This window comes from Mesorhizobium sp. B2-2-3 (assembly GCF_006442405.1).
In the GTDB taxonomy this organism is placed as follows: Bacteria; Pseudomonadota; Alphaproteobacteria; order Rhizobiales; family Rhizobiaceae; genus Mesorhizobium.
In genome coordinates this window covers 75,024-90,253 of the sequence record NZ_VFWC01000004.1, presented here as the reverse complement: position 1 = coordinate 90,253, position 15,230 = coordinate 75,024, and the positions used below count along the sequence as shown (strand labels likewise).

At 64.5% G+C, this 15,230-nt stretch carries 16 protein-coding genes; 4 read left to right on the top strand and 12 right to left on the bottom strand.

Annotation, left to right across the window (positions count from 1 at the left end; all coding sequences use genetic code 11):
- Window positions 1-6: 6 nt before the first annotated feature.
- The 6 genes from FJ951_RS09040 to FJ951_RS09015 are packed head-to-tail and all read right to left on the bottom strand — an operon-like array spanning window position 7 to window position 5,485.
- On the bottom strand, window positions 7-777 hold the full coding sequence (locus tag FJ951_RS09040) for a GntR family transcriptional regulator (protein ID WP_140497696.1): 771 nt from the start codon (window positions 775-777) through the stop codon (window positions 7-9).
- On the bottom strand, window positions 774-1,649 hold the full coding sequence (locus tag FJ951_RS09035; protein ID WP_140497694.1) for an ROK family protein: 876 nt from the start codon (window positions 1,647-1,649) through the stop codon (window positions 774-776). Before FJ951_RS09035 ends, FJ951_RS09040 begins: the two co-directional genes overlap by 4 nt.
- Window positions 1,646-2,383, bottom strand: coding sequence for a PIG-L family deacetylase (locus tag FJ951_RS09030; protein WP_140514580.1), 738 nt, complete (start codon window positions 2,381-2,383; stop codon window positions 1,646-1,648). The genes FJ951_RS09035 and FJ951_RS09030 overlap by 4 nt, the downstream gene beginning before the upstream one ends.
- Complete coding sequence (locus FJ951_RS09025; protein WP_140514577.1) at window positions 2,380-3,237, bottom strand: carbohydrate ABC transporter permease; 858 nt, start codon at window positions 3,235-3,237, stop codon at window positions 2,380-2,382. Before FJ951_RS09025 ends, FJ951_RS09030 begins: the two co-directional genes overlap by 4 nt.
- Window positions 3,234-4,166, bottom strand: coding sequence for a sugar ABC transporter permease (locus FJ951_RS09020; protein WP_140514575.1), 933 nt, complete (start codon window positions 4,164-4,166; stop codon window positions 3,234-3,236). The genes FJ951_RS09025 and FJ951_RS09020 overlap by 4 nt, the downstream gene beginning before the upstream one ends.
- 50 nt (window positions 4,167-4,216) lie before the next feature.
- Entirely contained in the window at window positions 4,217-5,485 is a 1,269-nt protein-coding gene (locus tag FJ951_RS09015) for an extracellular solute-binding protein (protein ID WP_140514572.1), read from the bottom strand.
- A 320-nt stretch (window positions 5,486-5,805) separates the two neighbouring features.
- On the opposite strand from FJ951_RS09015, the gene FJ951_RS09010 reads away from it, so the two are divergent.
- The 3 genes from FJ951_RS09010 to FJ951_RS09000 are packed head-to-tail and all read left to right on the top strand — an operon-like array spanning window position 5,806 to window position 8,857.
- Entirely contained in the window at window positions 5,806-7,098 is a 1,293-nt protein-coding gene (locus FJ951_RS09010) for a sugar ABC transporter substrate-binding protein (protein WP_140514569.1), read from the top strand.
- An 8-nt stretch (window positions 7,099-7,106) separates the two neighbouring features.
- A complete protein-coding gene (locus tag FJ951_RS09005) occupies window positions 7,107-7,997 on the top strand; it encodes a sugar ABC transporter permease (protein WP_140497682.1) in 891 nt (296 codons plus the stop codon).
- Complete coding sequence (locus FJ951_RS09000; RefSeq protein WP_140497680.1) at window positions 7,994-8,857, top strand: carbohydrate ABC transporter permease; 864 nt, start codon at window positions 7,994-7,996, stop codon at window positions 8,855-8,857. The genes FJ951_RS09005 and FJ951_RS09000 overlap by 4 nt, the downstream gene beginning before the upstream one ends.
- A 6-nt stretch (window positions 8,858-8,863) precedes the next feature.
- On the opposite strand, the gene pcaD is transcribed toward FJ951_RS09000, so the two are convergent.
- A complete protein-coding gene (pcaD, locus tag FJ951_RS08995) occupies window positions 8,864-9,670 on the bottom strand; it encodes a 3-oxoadipate enol-lactonase (RefSeq protein WP_140514566.1) in 807 nt (268 codons plus the stop codon).
- A gap of 131 nt (window positions 9,671-9,801) precedes the next feature.
- Here pcaD and FJ951_RS08990 point away from each other — a divergent pair, with 131 nt between their 5' ends.
- A complete protein-coding gene (locus FJ951_RS08990) occupies window positions 9,802-11,463 on the top strand; it encodes an alkaline phosphatase family protein (RefSeq protein WP_140514563.1) in 1,662 nt (553 codons plus the stop codon).
- A gap of 109 nt (window positions 11,464-11,572) precedes the next feature.
- On the opposite strand, the gene FJ951_RS08985 is transcribed toward FJ951_RS08990, so the two are convergent.
- From FJ951_RS08985 to FJ951_RS08965, 5 genes are all read right to left on the bottom strand, one after another.
- Complete coding sequence (locus tag FJ951_RS08985; protein ID WP_140514561.1) at window positions 11,573-12,832, bottom strand: ABC transporter substrate-binding protein; 1,260 nt, start codon at window positions 12,830-12,832, stop codon at window positions 11,573-11,575.
- 63 nt (window positions 12,833-12,895) lie between these two features.
- Entirely contained in the window at window positions 12,896-13,327 is a 432-nt protein-coding gene (locus tag FJ951_RS08980; protein ID WP_140514559.1) for a DUF4440 domain-containing protein, read from the bottom strand.
- Complete coding sequence (locus tag FJ951_RS08975; protein ID WP_140514557.1) at window positions 13,324-14,379, bottom strand: aldo/keto reductase; 1,056 nt, start codon at window positions 14,377-14,379, stop codon at window positions 13,324-13,326. The genes FJ951_RS08980 and FJ951_RS08975 overlap by 4 nt, the downstream gene beginning before the upstream one ends.
- Window positions 14,376-14,735: a TIGR04076 family protein gene (locus FJ951_RS08970; protein WP_140514555.1), complete on the bottom strand. Its 360-nt coding sequence runs from the start codon at window positions 14,733-14,735 to the stop codon at window positions 14,376-14,378. Before FJ951_RS08970 ends, FJ951_RS08975 begins: the two co-directional genes overlap by 4 nt.
- A 1-nt stretch (window position 14,736) precedes the next feature.
- Entirely contained in the window at window positions 14,737-15,225 is a 489-nt protein-coding gene (locus tag FJ951_RS08965; protein WP_140514553.1) for a DUF3830 family protein, read from the bottom strand.
- Between the last annotated feature and the right edge of the window lie 5 nt (window positions 15,226-15,230).

Genomic DNA, 15,230 nt, shown 5'->3' with positions numbered 1-15,230 from the left:
GATGGATCAGCTTCGCGGATTTGACGGGACGCGCCCGGCGCGCAGCGTCGAGCGTATCTCGTAGCGGTCGCCACGCATGATGGAGACGGTGAACTCGAACGGACCGCGCTCGTCGGTGGCGATACGCTCGACCACGAAAGCCGGACTGCCGATCGGCAGATCGAGCAGCTCGGCATCCGCCGCGCCAACCGCGCCGACGCGATAATTCTCGCGCGCCGCCACCGGCACGATGCCGTAGTGGCGCTCCAGCGCCTCGTACAGCGATCCCTGCAGCAGGCCGGCGTCGAGGAAGCCCGGCACACGTGCGGCTGAGAGCTGCGCCGTCTGGATGCCGATCGGTTCGTTGTTGCCGAGCCGCAGCCGCCGGATGCGCACCACCGGGTCACCCTCCTCAATCTCCAGCGCGCCGGCCGCTGCCGCATTGGCGGTGGTGAGGCTGCAATCGAGCAGGCGCGAGCCGGCAACGACGCCGATATTGCCCATCTCCTGAGTGAAGCTCGTCAGTTCGCGGGTGCCGGCGACGAGCGTGGTGGAGCGCACGAAGGTGCCGCGTCCGTGTTCGCGGCGCAGCAATCCGCTTTCCTCCAGATTGCGCAAAGCGTGGCGCAGCGTGATGCGGCTGACCCCGAACAGCGCGCCCAGCCGGTCTTCGGCCGGGATCTGGTCGCCCGTCGCCCATTCGCCGCTCTTGACGATGGCGCGGATGGCCTCCTCGACCTGATACCAGAGCGGCTCGGGCCTTCTGCGATCCGGCTGCTGAAAACTGGCTTCACTCATCGGATCTGTCTCCACCCGCTTCCGGCCTGCCCGGCCACTGCCGCACCGACCAGGCCTGCGCCAGGGCCGAACGCGCCAGCCTTGAGAGAAATGCCGCGCAGATGCGGCGGCAGTTGGCGCCGCAGCGCGGCAAGCAGCGGCGGTCCGATGACGTCAAGCGCATCGGCAAGGCCGCCGGAAACCAGGATCACCTGGGGGTCGAGCAGCGCGACGGCGCCGGCAAGCGCGGTGCCCAGCCGGCGCGCCGGCAGCTCGAGCAAGGTCTGTGCCGCGAGTTCGCCCGCCTGGGCAGCCGCGATCAGCTGGCGGCCGCTGGCAAGGCCGACCTGACCGGCAAGCGCGTCAAGCGCACGGCCCGATGCAACGCGCTCCAGCCAGCCGCTGCGCTCCTCGCCATGGTCCTTGATGTCGGCGCAGGCCCAGCCGAACGAGCAGGCGCCGCCATGCGTGCCGGCGACGATGCGGTGGTTGGCGAGCACCGCCGAGCCTATGCCCGTGCCGATTGCCAGCAGGATCGCATCCGACATGCCCTTCGCGCTGCCTTCAACGGCTTCCGCCAGCAGGGCGATCTGCGCGTCATTGCCAACGGCGACGCGCAATTGCGGGAACAGCGCCGCGATGTCGACACCGTCGAGCCAAGGGAGATTCGGGATCCAGCGGCAGACCGACCCCTCGACGAGACCTGGCACCGCCAGGCCCAACGCCTTGACCGCGCCAGCCTCGGCGCAAAGCGCCGCGATACGGGCGACGAAGGCATCAAGGCTTGCCGGCGCCGGTTCGCGGCTCGGCCTCTCCAGCGCGCTGACATTGCCGGACTGGACGGCGGCACGCAGATTTGTGCCGCCGAGATCGATGGCCAGAACCCGCGTCATCGGCGCCCTCCGGCAGCCGGTGGCGCGAACAGACCGCTGCCGGCGTTCCAGGAATGCGAGGCCGCCGCGAAGGCCTGCGCATGGCGCGTGCCGCGCAGGCAGCCGCGCAGACGGTAGAGCGCGCTGTAGTAATCGACATAGGGGAAGCTGCTCAGGCCCCGCGCCAGCTCGTATTCATGCACCGCCTCGCTCCACGCCTCGAAGCCGTCGCTGACGTCGACCAGGTGCTCGGGGCGGAAACCGTCATCGTCCTCCCAGTTCTCGCCGAACAGCAGCAAGCCCGGCGTAAAGGCGGCATGGTCGCGCGCAACAGTCGGAAGGGCGGCGAAGAAGATGCCGGTCTGCGTCAGCTTGGCTGCGGCGCGATGGTCCTTGTGCCAGCTGCCATGCCAATGGGTTATGACCACTTCCGGCTTCAGCTCGCGAATGACATCGCACAGTTTCAGCGCCGTCTCGTCATCGGAAGGCAGGAAGGCGTCATGCAGGCCAAGATTGCGCATGGCGACGCCGAGGCGAGCGGCGGCCCTGCCCGCTTCCTCTTCCTTCTGAGCGCAATAGTGCTCGGGGATCAGGCACGGATGGCCCTGCTCGCCCATGCTCAGGTGCAGGAACGTCACCGTGGCGCCCCTCATTACGGCGGCCGCCGCCAGCGGTCCGGCGATCACCTCGGCATCGAAGGCATGCGCGCCGACGACCAGGATGGATTTGGCGGCATAGATCCTGTCCTCGATCATTTCATGCCTCCCCCGGCGCCTACGCCCTCTCGAATCTGGCGGGCGAGCAGACAATACATGATCAGGATCGGCGCCATGGAGATCGCCAGCGAGGCGAACACCAGGCCCCAATCGGTGCGGTACTGGCCGACGAAGACGCTGATGGCCAGCGGCACGGTCTTGTAGCGGTCGTCGAAGATGAAGATCAGCGGGAAGAAGAAGTCGTTCCACACGGCGATCGCCGTGAAGATGGCGACGATCGACACCGCCGGCTTCACCATCGGCAGGATGATCTGGAACAGGATGCGGACCTCGCCGGCGCCGTCCATGCGTGCCGCCTCGTCGAGTTCGGAGGGCAGGACGCGCATGAAATTGGCGAAGATGAAGACGGCGAAGGGAATGCGGATCGCCGAATAGACGAGGATCAGTCCGGTCAGGGAATCCAGCAGGCCGAGATTGCGCATCAGCGTGAACAGCTCGACCGAGGCGAGCCTTATCGGCAGCATGATGCCGGACAGGAACAGGCCGAGCATGATGGCGTTCCAGCCCAGCCGATAGCGGCTGAGCGGATAGGCGGCCATGGCCGAGACGATGATGGTGAGGATGACCGCGCCGGCGGTGACGATCAGGCTGTTGATGAAATTGTGGCCGAGGTCGGCGCGCGTCCAGGCGTTGACGAAATTGTCGAAGGCCCAGCTTGCCGGCAGGCCGAGCCGGTTGTCGTAGATTTCGGCCGTCGACTTGAAGCAGGAGACGACGAGGATGTAGAGCGGCAGCAGCACGGCCGCCGTCCACAGGGCAAGCACCGTCCAGCCGGGCAGCCGGGAAAGCCGGCGCGAGATCACGGGATTGCCTGCCATGGTCAGCGCGCTCATAGCTGCACCGTGCGGCGGTCGAAGAAACGCAGCATCAACAGCGTGCCGACGCTGAGGATGAGGAACAGCATGGTGCCCAACGCCAGCGCTAGGCCGATGTCGGTGATGCCGACGGCGCCCTCCGCGCCGAAGGCCAGCCTGTAGAAATAGGTCACCAGCGTGTCGGTCGAATAGCTCGGATTGCCCTGCACGCCTTGCATCACATAGACGATGTCGAACTGGTTGAAGGTGTTGATGAAGGACAAAGTCGTCAGCGTGCCCAGCGCCGGCATCAGCAAGGGCAGCGCGACGGAGAACAGCATGCGCGCATTGCCGGCGCCGTCGAGTTTCGCCGCCTCGAAGATCTGGCCCGAAATCTGCCGCAGGCCCGCCGTGTAGATCAGCACCGGCAGGCCCATCCAGTTCCAGGCGTCGACGGCGACCAGCATGGCCAGCGCGGTGTGGCTGTTGCCAAGCACGGTCAGGCTGCCCTGATGCAGGCCAAGCCCGTTCAGCGCCCATTCGACCACGCCGCCCGGCGCCAACAGCAGGCGCCACAGCGCACCGACGATGACCGGGCTCAGCACCGCGGGGAAGAAAAAAACCGACTGGAAGAAGGCAGCACCCCTGTCGCGCAGGAACAGCAGCCAGGCAAACAGCAGCCCGATGCCGTTCTGGAAGACCATGATGCCGAAGAACCAGGCGGTGTTGTGCCAGAGGGCGCCGTAGAGCCTGGCACTACTGGGGAAGACGAACAGGCGCGAAAAATTCGACAGGCCGGCGAACTCGGTGATGCGCAGCCCCTTCCAGATGAAGAAGCTGCCCCACAGCGACATCGCCAGGGGATAGAGGACGAACAGGGCGTAGACGGCCAGCGCCGGCAGGATGAAAAGCACGGCCATGCGCTGCTGCGTTCGCTTCAGGCTGCTTTTGCGGCGACGATCGATCATGCGTGGCTTGCCCGGTGGGAGGCCGGCCGCATTGCGGCCGGCCCGGCTCCTTACTGCTTCGGCTTGAACCAGGTGGCGACGGCGGCCTGCATGTCGGCCGCCAGCTTCTCCGGTGCGATGTTGCCTTCGACCATGTCGATGATCTCCGCTTGCAGGACGGAAGAGGCCGTCGGCGACTGCCAGCGGAAGCCGACCAGCGTCAGGTAGGGCGTCGAGTTCTTCGACATCTCCATCATCTCGGCCAATACCGGGTCCTTCACCGTGACATCGGTGCGGGCCGGCGGCCAGCCGAGTTCGTCTGCGAACATCTGCGCGAATTCGGCCGAGGCCATGAAGTCCAGCACCTTGATCGCGGCTTCCTTGTTCGCGCTTTCGGAGACGAGGCCGTAGGAGCCGTCCGAGAAGGCCGAGGTGTAGAGCTTTGCCCCCGCATCGTCGGCCGGGAACGGGAAGATCGAGAATTTCAGCTTCGGGTTCTGCGATTTGAAGCTGCCATTCTCGAACGAACCGCCAAGAAACATCGCGGCCTTGCCACCAATGAACTGCTGGGTGGCGGTGGTGTAGTCGATCCCGGCGAAGCCGTCGGGGAAATAAGGCTTCAGCTCGGCGAAGCGCTTCAGCGCCGCGACATAGCGCGGATCCTCGAAGGTCGCCTTGCCGGTCATCATCTCGTCGTAAAAGCCGGGGCCGTAGACGGTCGGGCCGATGACGCCGACGCCGATCTCCAGCTCCCACGCCGAGCCGTTGGCGCCGCCGGTGGCGATCGGCGTGATGCCGGCCGCCTTCAGCTTGTCGCAGGCGGCGACGAAATCCTTGTAGGTCTTGGGGACCTCGATGCCCTGCGCGGCAAAGATATCCTTGTTGTAGAAGACGCCCATCATCGGCACCGAATAGGGCACGCCGTAGAGCTTGCCGTCGGAGCGCCCACGCGCGCCGCCAAGGGCTGCGTCCGGCATGCTCTTCAGTTCCGGCACGCTCTCGTCGAGCGCGTCGAGATAGCCCGCCTCGACGAAAGGCTGCAATTCGCCATAGGCCTTGAGCTGGGCGATGTCGGGCCCGCGCCCGCCACGCAACGCCGTGCTCAGGCGGTTCTGGTAGTCGGCATCCGGCGTGAACTGGATGTTGACCTTGATGCCTGGGTTCTTGGCCTCGAAGGCATCGAAGATGCGGCGCATCGCGGCTTCGTCCTCGGTGCGCCAGCTCCACAGCGTCACCGTGCTGTCGGCCCGCGCCGGCAGGCTGGTGAACAGGCCAGCGCAGGCGGCAAGGCCGCCGATCAGGCCAAGGGCTGCGCGTCGGTGAATTGAAAGCATGCTCATTGCCAGTCTCCCATTTTTATCTGTCCTTGGCGTCCCACGCCCTATCGACGCCGCGGAGAGTCATTCCTCAGGAAAGTCATTATAACGACATAGCAGCATCCGCAAGAGGTCTGACACTCCCTCCGGGAACGGCTGGGCTAAGCCAATCAACCATGATTCCTTCATAGCTAACTGTATTTCAACTGCAAATTTCGTATGTGAACGGACAGCAGAGAAATCAGGGACAGCGCCATGCGCAGCTTTTTCGCAATCGGGCCCTTGCGCCAATGCTTCATGTTGTCATAACGTCATCGTGATCGCTAGCCTGAGGGAGGATGAGGATGTCTCTTGCCTGGACTTCGAAACTGGCTCTGGCCGCGAGCCTGGCCATCCTGCCCGCCAGCGGCTGGGCGCAGTCGGTCAACATCTCCTATCTCACCCATTGGTCGCCGGAGACGGTCGCATTGCTGGAAGCGGCGGCCAAGGACTATGCGAAGACAAATCCAGATGTCAGCGTCACCGTGCGCGCCGTTCCCTTCGGCGATCTCCTGACCACGCTGCGCTCCCAGGGCGGCGGCGCGGACGGTCCCACGATCGGCGGCATCTACGATCTCTGGTTGCCTGAACTCGCCCGCGACAAGCTCGTCGCGCCCGCCCCCGACCCCGTCGCCGAAGAGGTCAAGGGAGCATGGCCGGCTGGCGTGGTGAGCGCCGCGTCGGTCGGCGGCAAGCTCTACGGCATTCCCAACGAGATCGACGTCTACGCGCTGAACTACAACAAGGCACTGTTCAAGCAGGCCGGCATTACCGCTGCGCCGAAGACCTGGGACGAGTTCAAGAAGGCGGCGAAGAAGCTGACCAACAAGGATGCCGGCCAGCAGGGTTTCGGCATGATCAATTCCTGGGCGGCGGGCGTCGTCCATCCCTTCGCCTCGCTGCTGGCCTCCAATGGCGGCGACCTGGTCAAGGACGGCAAACCGGCGCTGGACACTCCGCAGGCCGCGCAGACCTTCCAGCTCTATGAGGATCTCATCAAGTCGGGCGCCAGCGTGCCGGCCATGGCGACGGCAGACGCCAACACCACTGGCCCCTTCCTCGACAATTTCGTCTCCGGCAAGACCGGCATGATCATCATGGCCAATTGGTGGGAAAGCGCGCTGAAGGCAGGCATGGGCGACAGGTTCGCGGATATCGCCACCGCACCAATCCCCGTCGGCCCGAGCGGCGACAAGCCGCATTCGATCTCCTATTCCTGGATGACGGTGGTCAACGTCAATGCCGGCGAGGCCGAGCAGAAGGCCGCATGGGAATTCCTGGCCTGGCTCAACAATCCGAAATCCGGCAAGAACGGCGCCTCGGCGATGTCCGACATCTTGATGTCGATGGGCATCCTGCCCTCGCGCAGCTCCGATATCGAGGCCCACAAGGACAAGCTCGGCTCGGAATTCCTGTCGGGCTATGTCAGCGTGCTGGCCGACGCCAAGCCCTTCCCGGTCGTGCCGGGCGGACAGGAGTTCTCGGAATCCCTGCAGCAGACGCTGGAGGCGTTGCAGTACGGCCAGGTCTCGGCCAAGGATGCGCAGGCGACGGCACAGGCGGACGCCGCCTCGATCCTGGAGCGCGCCGCCAAGTAGACCGAACCATGATCAACAGGTACCGTGCCTCGGCGGGCATCATGCTGGCGCCCGCCGTGACGCTGATCGGCATCTTCATCCTGTTGCCGATGCTGCTCACCGTCTGGCTATCCTTCCAGGACTGGTCGACGCAGACGCCTTTTTCCAATGCGGCCTTCATTGGCTTCGACAATTTTCGCGAGATTTTCGGCGCCTCATCGGTCGGACGCGACTTCAAGGGCGCGTTGATCAACACCTCCATCTACACCGCGCTTTCCGTCATCCTCATCCTGCCGCTCTCGGTCGCCTTCGGGCTGATGGTCCACCAGCACGATGTTGGCGGCGGCACGGCGCTGCGGACCGTGCTGTTTTCCACCTATATGGTACCGATGATCGCGGTGGCGCTGGTGTGGTCGAAACTCTATTCGCCTGGTGAAGGGCCGCTGAATCAGATGCTCGGCCTGATCGGCGTCGGCCCGCAGCCCTTTCTGTCGTCCCCGCGCTCGGCGCTGATCTCGATCGTCCTGCTCAATGTGTGGCAGCAGGTCGGCTATTTCACGGTGCTGGCGATTGCGGGGCTGACCCAGATTTCCGGCAGCCTCTACGAGGCGGCAAAACTCGACGGCGCCAACCGGTTCGAGCAGTTCCGCTTCATCACCTTGCCGTTGCTGCGGCGCACACTCCTGTTCAGCGCGGTGATCGCCATCATCAACGCCGTGCAGGTGTTCGAGCCGGTGGCGCTGATCACGCAGGGCGGGCCGGTCGGCTCGACCAATGTCTTGACCTATCACATACGCCGCGTCGGCATCGAGCGCGCGCAGGGCGGACTGGGTTCGGCCATGGCCGTCATGCTGATGCTGTCGCTGATCGTCGTGGTCTGCGCTCTGTTCGCCTTTGCCAACCGGAAGGATCAGGAATGAGCGCCGGATCGTCGAGCCGGTTGCCGCGCAGACGCCCCGCCGGCCGCAAGGCGCTGCTGGCCACGCTCATGCTGCTCGTGGCCGTGGCGTCGGCCTTTCCGCTGGTTTGGATGGTTCTGTCCAGTCTCAAGACTCCGGCCGAGAGCATGCAGGTGCCGCCGGTGTGGATCCCGCACACGCCGAGCCTCGACGCCTACGGGAAAGTTTCGGGCGTGGTCAATGTCGGCCGTTCTATGTGGAATTCCCTGGTCATCGCCTCGATCACCACAGCCGGTATCCTCATCACCAGCATGATGGCCGGCTACGCCTTCGCCAAATACCACTTCCCCGGCCGCTCGCTTTTGTTCTCGGTGCTGATCGCGACCATGTTCCTGCCGCCGATCGTGACGCTGATCCCGCTCTATCGCCTCGTCGGCTCGATCGGCCTCAATGCCAGCCTCGCCGGCATCATCGTGCCCAACCTCGCCAATGCCTTCGGTATCTTCCTGATGCGCCAGTTCATTGCAAGCGTGCCTGACGATCTGATCGACGCTGCGCGCATGGACGGCGCCTCCGAACTGCTGATCCTGTTCAAGATCGTGGCGCCCAGCGTGGCGCCGGCGATCGCGGCATTGGCGCTGTTTGCCTTCGTCTATCACTGGAACAGCTATCTGTGGCCGCTGACCGTGCTACAAGGCAACGCCGACGCCTATCCGATCGTCATCAGCCTCAGCCGGCTGTTGAGTTACAACAGAGGCGCCGTCAACACCGGGTTGGTGATGGCCGGCGCGACGCTTGCCGTGCTGCCGCCGCTCATCCTCTTCGTCCTGCTGCAGCGCTTTTTCGTCGATTCCATCGTCGGCTCGGCGATCAAGGGGTAGCCGCGCTCAAAGGTTTCTGCCCGGAGGAGGCGACGCGACAAAATCGCGGATCAGCGCGACCACCGCCTCCGGCTGTTCGATGCAGGGAATATGGCCGGCATTAGGAATGATTTCGAAGCGGGCGCCGGGGATCAGCGCTGCCAGCGAGCGGACGAGATCGGGCGGTGTCGAGCCGTCCTGGTCGCCGACCATGCAAAGTGTCGGCACCGCGATACGCCGCGCGGCCTCGGTGAGGTCGGCGTCGCGGACCGCCATGCATGTCCCGATGTAACCCGGCAGCGCCTGCCTGGTCAGCATATTGCGGCAACCGGCAAGGTCGGCCGCACGCGCGGCATGGAAGCCGGGCGTGAACCATGCTTCCATCACACCGTCGGCTATCGCCTCGATCCCATCGCGCTCGACGGTGGCGATACGCTTATTCCAGCTCTCGTCCGTGCCGATCTTGTGCGCCGTGTCGGACAGGATCAGAGCCTCAACGCAGCTGGGATGACGGGTATAGAGCCGCTGCGCGATCAAGCCACCGACCGACAGGCCGAACAGCACGACCCTGCCGAGATCGAAATGATCGATGAGGCCCAGGAGATCGTCGACATGATCATCGATCGACCGGATGCCGCTGCCGATATCGGAAAGTCCGTGGCCGCGCTTGTCGTAGACCAGCAGAGGCATGTCACCGCTTAATTGCGAGATGACATCGTCCCAGATGCGCAAATCGGTACCCAGCGAATTGATGAAGATCACCGGCCGCGCGGTGCCGGTCGCCTCGACATAGCGGTGGTGCAGCGCAAGGCCGCCAATGGTGACGAACGGCACGATTTCGACCCTCCCGGCTCCCACAGTGCATGAGGCATCTGGTTGGGTAAAATGATATTTTGAGGCATCGTTGTAGGACATCGGCCGTTCTGGCACACCGGTCTTGCGCGAACCACAATGACGGACGACCAATGACAGACCGCCGCAACGTCCTTTTCATCATGTGCGACCAGCTGCGCTTCGACTATTTGAGCTGCGCCGGACACCAGACCCTGCACACGCCGAATATCGACCGGCTGGCCAGCCGCGGCGTGCGCTTCACCAACGCCTATGTGCAATCGACCGTGTGCGGGCCCTCGCGCATGAGTGCCTATACAGGCCGCTATGTCCGCTCGCACGGATCGACGCTTAACGGCGTGCCGCTCAGGGTCGGCGAGCCTACGCTCGGCGAGCATCTGCGCGAGATCGGCGTGCGCTGCGCGCTGATCGGCAAGACGCATATGAGGGCCGACGAGGAAGGCATGGAGCGCCTCGGCATCGACAAGACGTCCATCATAGGCGTGCGCGTCGCCGAATGCGGCTTCGAACCGTTCGAGCGCGACGACGGGTTGCATCCGTCGTCCGCCTACGATCCCGACCCGGCCTACGACCAATATCTGCGCGAGCACGGCTTCGATGCCGCCAATCCGTGGGAGCACTGGGCCAATTCCGGTGAAGGCGAGAACGGCGAGAATTTCAACGGCTGGCTGCTCGTCCATGCCGACAAGCCGGCGCGCATTCCCGAGGAGCATTCGGAAACGCCCTACATGACGCGCCGCGCCATGCGCTTCATCGAGGAGGCCGAGGCAAAGGGCGAAGCCTGGTGCGCGCATCTCTCCTACATCAAGCCGCACTGGCCCTACATCGTGCCGGCGCCCTATCACGACATGTACGGCAAGGCCGACATAAAGCCGGTCGTGCGCAGCGAAGCAGAACGCGTCTCGCCTCACCCGATCTTCGAAGCCTTCCAGCAGGAGCGCTATTCCAGGAACTTCTCCCGCGACGAGGTCCGCGAAAGGGTCGTTCCCTGCTATATGGGCCTGATCAGGCAGATCGACGATCAGTTGGGCGGATTGTTCGAGTTCATGGAGCAGCGCGCCCTGTTCGACAACACGATGATCGTGTTCACCTCCGACCACGGCGACTATCTCGGCGACCATTGGCTGGGCGAAAAATACCTGTTCCACGACGTCGCGGCCAAGGTGCCGATGATCGTCTGCGATCCGCGCCGGCAGGCCGACGCGACGCGCGGCACGACGTCCGATGCGCTGGTGGAGATGATCGACCTCGCGCCCACCTTCCTCGACTTCTTCGGCGGCAAGGCGAAGCCGCATGTTCTCGAGGGCCGGTCGCTGCTGCCGCTGCTGGCAGGCCAGGACGTGAACTGGCGGCGGCACGCGGTGAGCGAGTACGATTATGGCGGCGATGCCGCGCGGCTGAAGCTCGCTATGCCGGTCGCCGACTGCAAGCTCTACATGATCACCGACGGCCGCTTCAAACTGGTCCATGGCGAGGGCCTGGCGCCGATGTTCTTCGATCTGCACGGTGATCCGGACGAGCTGCGCGACCTCGGCACCGAAGCATCGGCGGCGGCCGACATCGAACGACTGCGGCAGGCGCTGTTCCGCTGGCTGGCGCTGCCCAACAACCGCATCACCGCCGCCGAGGAATGGCTGACGGGAAACGACGACAGGATGCGGCACTTCGATCCGTTGATCGAGCCCGGCGTGCTGATCGGCTACTGGGACGAGGCCGAGCTCGCCGAACAGCGCGAAAGACGCAGGCGCTGGCTGTCACGCGGGTCGGGAGAATGAAGCCCGCAGCCCTTGTTGTGGACGACATGAATTTCAGAGCGCAAGGCCAAGGCAGGTTGCGAGCAGCCCGGCATCGAGAGATCGATGCCGGGCTGCCTGATGTGACGGCCTATTGGAGCTTCGCCTGCAGGGCATTGACGTCGTCGGTGGTCATTTCACCGTCGGTCGTTACCTTGCCGTCGACGATCTTCCACAGGCGGAACGGACCGGTGATGTCGCCATATTTGTCGAAGGCGACCGGGCCGATGACACCTTCGTAGCGGATCGGCTTGCCTTCCTTGATCAATCCGAGCGCCTTGGCGAACTCGTCCTTGCCGGCAAAGATCGGCGCGCCAGCCGGATCGACCGCCTTGTACATGGCGTCCTTGATCTTGGCCGGATCCTCTGAGCCGGCGATGGCGATTGCCAGGCCGACAATGGCGCCGGCATCATAGGAACGGTCGGCCGCAGGATTGGACGGTTCGATGCCCGAAAACTCCTTGTAGTTCTTGGTGAAGTAGTCGGTGGAGGCGGTCGGGCTGGTGCCGGACGAGGTGCCATAGGCCTCCTTGAGATAGTCGGCGCCGACGGACTCGATGAAGTCCGGGCTGTTCATGCCGTCATTGAGCAGGAATTTCTGCACGCCCCCTTGCGAAATCCAGGTGCGGGCGACGGTGGCGCCGTCGACCGGCGTGCTGACGAGATAAAGCCCGTCGGGCTCGCCGGCCATGGCCGCCGTCACTTCCGAGGCATAGCTCGACTGCTTCTCGTTGTAGGGCGTGTCGGAGACGACGGTGCCGCCGAGCGCTTTGTAGGCGCGCGAGAATTCGGCCACCATGTTGACGCCGAAATCATTGTTGACATGGATGATCGACAGCTTCTTGAAGCCCTTGTCGATGGCGTATTTCGCGGCGGCCACGCCTTGCAGCGCATCGGAGGTGATGGTGCGGAAGAAGATGCCATTGGTCTTGCCATCGCGCCCGAGCGCGGTCAGCGTCGGCGAGGACGAAGCCGGCGAGACCTGGACGATCTTGGCCGGTGCGGTGACCGAGGTCAGGATCGGGATCGACACAGAGGAGATGATGCCGCCGATGATCACCGGCACCTTCTTGACCTGAACCAACTGGGTCGCCGCATCGACGGCGATGTTGCCCTGGCTCTGGCTGTCGCGCGTGTCGGTCACCAGATCGCAGCCGCGAACGCCGCCGGCGTCGTTGATGTCGCGGAAGGCCATCTCGACCGATTTCGCGCCGGCCTGGCCGTATTCACCGGCCGGTCCGGTCAATTCCATGACGAGGCCGACCGTGATCTTGCAGTCGGCGGCATGGGCCGCGCCGGCGATCGTCACGAGAGCGAGCGCGGTGGTGAGTTGGAGTATCGTCTTTCTCATTGTTGTTCCCCTTGAGCTACACGAATTGAGTTACACGAACCAAATTTCACGCCTGGAGCCTGTTCAGCTTTCCGGCATCTGCAGCCAGGTTTCATGCAGATGTCGCCATTCGACGCCGTTGGGCGCCGATGGATTGGTGGTGAAGAGCGCACTCGACTGACGGCGGCTATGCTTGCCGCCTCGCAACTGCGCCTCGACATAGAGCACGACGATCGCGTCGCCGGTTTGCCAGCCCGGCCGGATGTCCTCGATCGAGATGGCGAAGGCTTCGTCGCAGGAAGCGCGGCTTGCGCGGACATGGTCGACGACCGCATCGCGATCGAGGACCGTGCCGTCAGGCGTGACCATGGCCAGGCCTTCGCCCATGACGCGTTCGAAGCGGCTGAAATCGGCCTTGCCGACGCGCGATGCGACGAACCAGTCGACGAAGAAGCGATGCAACTCGATGATTTCGGTGCTGGCCCGCGAAAACAGGCTTTCGGTGGTGGCGCTCATGGCCGGGCCGCGTTGAGGTTGTAGTGCATGATCGAGCCGTGGCGGCCGTGACGGTCACGCTCCAGCGTGTAGACGTCGCCGAGGGGACCCCGGCTCTGGGCGATCACGGCGCCGATCTCCGCCCGGTCCTCGGCCCCGAGCGCGACATCCATGATCTTCGCATTGGCCAGCGCATGCGCCTGGTTCCGGGCGCCGACGATGACGGCCGCCACTTGCGGCTGCTCGAGCACCCAGGCGCTGGCGACAGTGGCGATGTCGACGCCGTGGCGGTCGCCGATCCGCTTCAGCACACTGAGTAGGGTCTGGAAGAGCTCCCAGCCGCCGAAGTCGTCGATGATCAGCTTGTATTTGACCAGCGAGCGGTTTTCGAGCGGCATGTCCGGTTCGGCGACGCCGAGCCATCTGTCGCCGAGAAAGCCGCCGGCCACCGAACCGTAGCAGAGAAAACTGACGCCGTTGCGCGCGGCGAGCGCGGCGAGGCTCGCCGCCGGACGCTGGTCGAGGACGGAGTATTGCAGTTGCTGGCTGACGACTGGCACGCCGGCCGATAGGATTTCGCCCAGGCGCTGCGTATCGAAATTGGTGGTGCCGACATTGCGCACCTTGCCTTCCAGCCGGAGCTCGTCGAGCCAACCCATCGCGTCGACATAGCGAGGCACTGAATAGTCCCACCAGTGGAACTGCACGAGGTCGAGCCGCTCGGTCTTCAGCCGGCGCAGAGACTGGTCGACTATGCCTCTGATGTAATCGCGGCTGATGCCGGCGAGCCGCTCGAGGTCCGGCACGAGCTTGGTGTGCACCCTCATCCTGGCGGCGGCATCGAGACCGCGTTCGTTGGCCAGACGCAGCCGCGCCGCTCCGATCAGCTCCTCGACGCCGGTGTAGATATCGGCGCAGTCATAGGTCCAGATCCCGGCGTCGAACGTGGCGATCAGGTCAGATACTGCCTGCTGACGGTCCACCGCGCCGTGGCCGCCGGCCAACTGCCAGCCACCGCGAATGACGCGCGAGATGGTGTAGCCGGGGTTGAGTTCGAAAGCCTTGGCGGTCATCTCTGCTCACTCTCCTTCGGCAGCGGCACCGCCGTGGTCTCGGCGTGACTGAACCGCCGTTTGCCGGTCCTGACGATCCTGAGCCTGCTGGCGCAATTGGGATCGGGACAGGCGATCTCGGCATCCGAGGTCATCCAGTCATTGGCATGGGTGGGGCGCTGCTTCGCCGCCAGCAGCGGCAGCACGGCCGCTATGGAATAGATCGAAAATCCCTGGCCCGCCGGCATCGACAGCATCTCGCCCTTCAGCTCGAAATAGTCGCCGGGCTTGGCGCCGCAATAAACCGCCTTGCCTTCGGGCACGACAGCCTCGACGCGGAGATCGAAAAGTTCGAAGCTGTCGTCGCGTTCAGCCATTTCAGCTCTCCAGCCGCGTGAAGGTGACATCGCAGGCGCCGTTGCGCCGAATGATGCCGCAGGCAGAAGCAAACTGATCGCGTTGCTCGGGCAGCACCTGCGCAACCACGCTTCCCGCCAGCCAGCCGATCGGAAACAGCAGGCGCGCGCCTTGCCCGTAGAACAGGCCGATGTCGAAGATCGCATGCGGGTTGCCGCCCCACATGCGCGGCGGCACATAGGAAAGCACGATGTCGCCGGGCTGCGGCGTCAGCGTCGCGTTCTCCGCCGGCAAGGCCTGGGCAAAGGCCTCGCCGTCCAGATGCGCCGCGGGGATCGGACAGGAGATTTCCGGGCCGGTCCACATGGCATGAATGCCCGCGACGACGCGCGGCTCGGCCAGGTAAGACCACAGGAACGTTGCGTTCTCTGGCGCTTTTTCCGGCAGCAACTGCGCCGTCACCGACAGCTCGGAATGCGGCTCGGTGATCCTGATGATGCGTCTGGTCATATCAG

Bases quoted from the DNA above. Each gene is read 5' to 3' on its own strand.
- FJ951_RS09040 (WP_140497696.1), bottom strand. From the start codon at position 777: ATGAGTGAAGCCAGTTTTCAGCAGCCGGATCGCAGAAGGCCCGAGCCG.
- FJ951_RS09035 (WP_140497694.1), bottom strand. From the start codon at position 1,649: ATGACGCGGGTTCTGGCCATCGATCTCGGCGGCACAAATCTGCGTGCC.
- FJ951_RS09030 (WP_140514580.1), bottom strand. From the start codon at position 2,383: ATGATCGAGGACAGGATCTATGCCGCCAAATCCATCCTGGTCGTCGGC.
- FJ951_RS09025 (WP_140514577.1), bottom strand. From the start codon at position 3,237: ATGAGCGCGCTGACCATGGCAGGCAATCCCGTGATCTCGCGCCGGCTT.
- FJ951_RS09020 (WP_140514575.1), bottom strand. From the start codon at position 4,166: ATGATCGATCGTCGCCGCAAAAGCAGCCTGAAGCGAACGCAGCAGCGC.
- FJ951_RS09015 (WP_140514572.1), bottom strand. From the start codon at position 5,485: ATGAGCATGCTTTCAATTCACCGACGCGCAGCCCTTGGCCTGATCGGC.
- FJ951_RS09010 (WP_140514569.1), top strand. From the start codon at position 5,806: ATGTCTCTTGCCTGGACTTCGAAACTGGCTCTGGCCGCGAGCCTGGCC.
- FJ951_RS09005 (WP_140497682.1), top strand. From the start codon at position 7,107: ATGATCAACAGGTACCGTGCCTCGGCGGGCATCATGCTGGCGCCCGCC.
- FJ951_RS09000 (WP_140497680.1), top strand. From the start codon at position 7,994: ATGAGCGCCGGATCGTCGAGCCGGTTGCCGCGCAGACGCCCCGCCGGC.
- FJ951_RS08990 (WP_140514563.1), top strand. From the start codon at position 9,802: ATGACAGACCGCCGCAACGTCCTTTTCATCATGTGCGACCAGCTGCGC.
- FJ951_RS08985 (WP_140514561.1), bottom strand. From the start codon at position 12,832: ATGAGAAAGACGATACTCCAACTCACCACCGCGCTCGCTCTCGTGACG.
- FJ951_RS08980 (WP_140514559.1), bottom strand. From the start codon at position 13,327: ATGAGCGCCACCACCGAAAGCCTGTTTTCGCGGGCCAGCACCGAAATC.
- FJ951_RS08975 (WP_140514557.1), bottom strand. From the start codon at position 14,379: ATGACCGCCAAGGCTTTCGAACTCAACCCCGGCTACACCATCTCGCGC.
- FJ951_RS08970 (WP_140514555.1), bottom strand. From the start codon at position 14,735: ATGGCTGAACGCGACGACAGCTTCGAACTTTTCGATCTCCGCGTCGAG.
- FJ951_RS08965 (WP_140514553.1), bottom strand. From the start codon at position 15,225: ATGACCAGACGCATCATCAGGATCACCGAGCCGCATTCCGAGCTGTCG.